General features: G+C 40.7%; 4 protein-coding genes. 2 read left to right on the top strand and 2 right to left on the bottom strand.

Annotation, left to right across the window (positions count from 1 at the left end; translation table 11 throughout):
- Nucleotides 1-164: 164 nt before the first annotated feature.
- Together holA and IM450_RS21830 are read right to left on the bottom strand one after the other, a co-directional pair.
- A complete protein-coding gene (holA, locus tag IM450_RS21825) occupies nucleotides 165-1,148 on the bottom strand; it encodes a DNA polymerase III subunit delta (protein ID WP_287669113.1) in 984 nt (327 codons plus the stop codon).
- 168 nt (nucleotides 1,149-1,316) lie between these two features.
- A complete protein-coding gene (locus IM450_RS21830) occupies nucleotides 1,317-1,502 on the bottom strand; it encodes a WD40 repeat domain-containing protein (RefSeq protein WP_287669111.1) in 186 nt (61 codons plus the stop codon).
- Nucleotides 1,503-1,667: 165 nt separating this feature from the next.
- On the opposite strand from IM450_RS21830, the gene IM450_RS21835 reads away from it, so the two are divergent.
- A complete protein-coding gene (locus tag IM450_RS21835; protein WP_287669108.1) occupies nucleotides 1,668-2,507 on the top strand; it encodes a Ycf66 family protein in 840 nt (279 codons plus the stop codon).
- 358 nt (nucleotides 2,508-2,865) lie between these two features.
- Complete coding sequence (locus IM450_RS21840; protein ID WP_287669105.1) at nucleotides 2,866-3,000, top strand: hypothetical protein; 135 nt, start codon at nucleotides 2,866-2,868, stop codon at nucleotides 2,998-3,000.
- Nucleotides 3,001-3,114 lie beyond the last annotated feature (114 nt).

The following is a 3,114-nucleotide window of genomic DNA, read 5'->3' on the forward strand; positions in this document are numbered from 1 at the left end:
GCCTACCTACTTATTCTAGAGGATTTCTGAAAGCTAAGGAAGAGTATTAAGTAGCTGGTTATAATTAAATCAAAAATAGATTTTAGGTTCGATCCCCCCTGCCCCCCTTGATAAGGGGGGTGCCGATAGGCGGGGGGATCTGAAAGTTTTTAATACCTACCTACTTAAGTCACCAATAAACAACAAAGTTCAATAATTTTGGTTTGCAAAGTTGCCAAAGGTTCTGCACCCCGCTTGAGACGATATTCTAATTCGAGAAGTATGGGCAAGGTGGCGAGAAGTTGTTTAGAAGAAAAGGATTGTATCTCTTTGCGAATGAAATACAGTCGCTTGGGATTGGCAATTTCGGCGGCGGCGGCGATATTTTTGTCGTCTTTTTCTCCTTCTTCAATTTTTAATTTCACTATTGCCCAAGTGCGAAATTGACCCACTAGGGTGGCAGTAATACCTAGGGGGTTCTCGTTGCGATTTAATAATTCATTGACTAATTCTAGGGCCTTGCCTGTCTCCCGTTTTAAAATAGCACCGGCTAACTGTAAGCTGCTTTGATTGCTGGCATTGACTAAGCTTAAAATGTCCTTTTTGTCAATAGTTACCGCCGAATTATTTTTAAATAAACGCAGTTTTTCTAACTCCATCCAGAGCAAGCGGCTGTTATTTCCCACTGATTCAGCTAAGAGTTCGATCGCATCGGGGGTTAATTTTACTCCCATTTCTTTGGCAATTTCCCTAACTCTTTGGGCAATTTCCTCGACTTTCCAAGACGGAATTAGTTCAAATTCTTTAACCTCCGCCTGATTTTGGATAAACTTGCTCGATTTTAAGCGGGAGTCTGGTTTTTTGGCACTGGTTAACAACAGATAGGAATTTTCGGGTAAATTGGGCAAAGTGCGCTGTAATTCCTTGAAAATATCCTCAGAACATTGTTGACAAATAACCGTATCGGCTAACCAAACTAAACGATTTCCCATGCCGAAAACTGGAGTCATCGCTTGATTGAGGGCCTCGATAATTGCCTCATTGCGATCACCATTAATTTTATCATAATTAAACTGTATCCAATTGGGATCAAGAAGTTTTGCTTGCAGATTTTTCACCGCTTGGTTGATAGCAAATTCATCTTCTCCCCAATAAAATATTGTCGGCATGAGTTTCTAATTATAGCAGTTAAGTAGGTAGGTGTTAAAAGTTGTCAGACACCCCTCTGATCAAGGGGGGACTAAGGGGGAATCGGCACCCCCCTTATTAAGGGGGGATCAAGGGGGGATTTATCTTCAATTTAATTATAACTACTTACTTATCTTGAGGTGTCACTATTACCCATTTTCCCAAATTTTTACAGTTTTGTCAGCCCTACCACTAATTAAATATTTCCCATTGGCACTAATTACTAAAGATAACAGGTTGTCTGTGGGTCGATCAAGGGTTCCTAATTCCTCTTTGCTTGTTAAAGACCAAAACTTAATCGTTTGATCCGAAAGCTTGTTTAATCTGATCAGCACAAGCAGCAGAGGATAAACCAAGAATTTCCTAATATTAACTATGGCTATTCATCAACACAGTTAAAGACGATCTGACTCGATAATTTTGAAAATTAATCAAAAAATAGACTCGATCGACCCCAAATAACGCACAATAAAAAAGGAAATGTCAAAGGAGAATCGCAAATGTTGCCCTATATCCTAGCGGTCGTTGTGGGATTGAGTAGTCTGTACCTCCTCACCACCGCTTTTATCGCCCCCGATCGCCACCGTCAAGATGATTTTCTCTGGAGTGCGGTAGGATTATTCTATGCCCTTGTTCTCTGGTTGTGCGCGGGAAGGATTACAGGCGCTATCCTCCTGGGACAAGTTGCCGCAGCCATTTTATTTATTGCTTTCGCTTGGCAAACTCTCAAACTCAGACAAGCACTTTTTTATCCCGACAAACCGGTTAAATTATTTACTATTGTCGGTTGGTTAGGCAATCGTCTGGGGAAAGTTACTCCCCCCCAATCCCCTAAAACTAAAGCTAAACCTGAGAAAGCAGCAGCAAAAGTTAAAGAAACGGTTAAAGAAACGGTGGACACCGTTATAGAAAAAGCGGCGGCTATCGGGGAAACTATTACAGAATCAGTGACAGAAATTGCGGAAAAAGCTCAAGAAACGGTGGACCCCGTTATAGAAAAAGCCGCGGCTATCGGGGAACCTATTACAGAATCGGTGACAGAAATTGGGGAAAAAGCCGCAGAAATCATTGATGATGGGGAAACTTTCGATGATTTCGATGATTTTGATGATTTTGATGATTTTGATTTGGCAACGGAAGAGATCAAACCCTCCGAAAATGCCCCAGAAATTCCCCCGACTGAACCTGTCGCAAATGTTGAAGTCGAAACTATTGCTGTTAGCGAAACGGTGATTATTGAAGTTACCGAGGAAGATTTGCCCCCAGAAGAAAATATCGAAAAAGATACTCCCCCAGAAACTCGATCGCAAAGCGCAGAAAATCCCCCTCCATCGGATTAAAAATTAAGACTATTGAGCGGGTGGGTTAGGCAATAATTACCCAAGAAATGGTTCTTCGTTACTTGGTATGGTTCGATAGGGGGGGCATAAATCGACTAAATCCTTATCTGGCAAGAGACTTAATTGATTAATTCGTTCTAGATCGAGAACAATTGACAAAAATTGCCAAATGTCTTTCTATATAAGGGTTACATTTATTATAACCCCCGTCCATTGCATAACACAAACCGAAGAACCAAATTTTTAGTAAAAAAATGTAATAGGAGTGAATTAATTATATTTACTTGAGCTATAAGAAAGAAGAATAATCTTCAAAAACATTCCATTTGCTTAAGTTACCCTAAAAAGGAGGAACAAGGTGAGTGACCTACTCAAATCTGGACAGACAGTCCATACAGAATCTTCTAAAACCCCTTGCACGGTAGAGCAATTACTTGGCGGTGGCGGTCAAGGAGAAGTCTATCGAGCCAGCAATTCTCATTTTAAAAAGTAACAAGTGATACAGACAGAAACAAAGCTTTAAGCGAGCTACAAAATGCGCTCCCGCGAGTGCGACTGCATCGCAGAGAAGTGAGTATATAGAGTATTTATACTCAAAATATTTGAA

It is taken from the genome of Microcystis sp. M083S1 (genome assembly GCF_020246405.1).
Classification (GTDB): domain Bacteria; phylum Cyanobacteriota; class Cyanobacteriia; order Cyanobacteriales; family Microcystaceae; genus Microcystis; species Microcystis aeruginosa_C.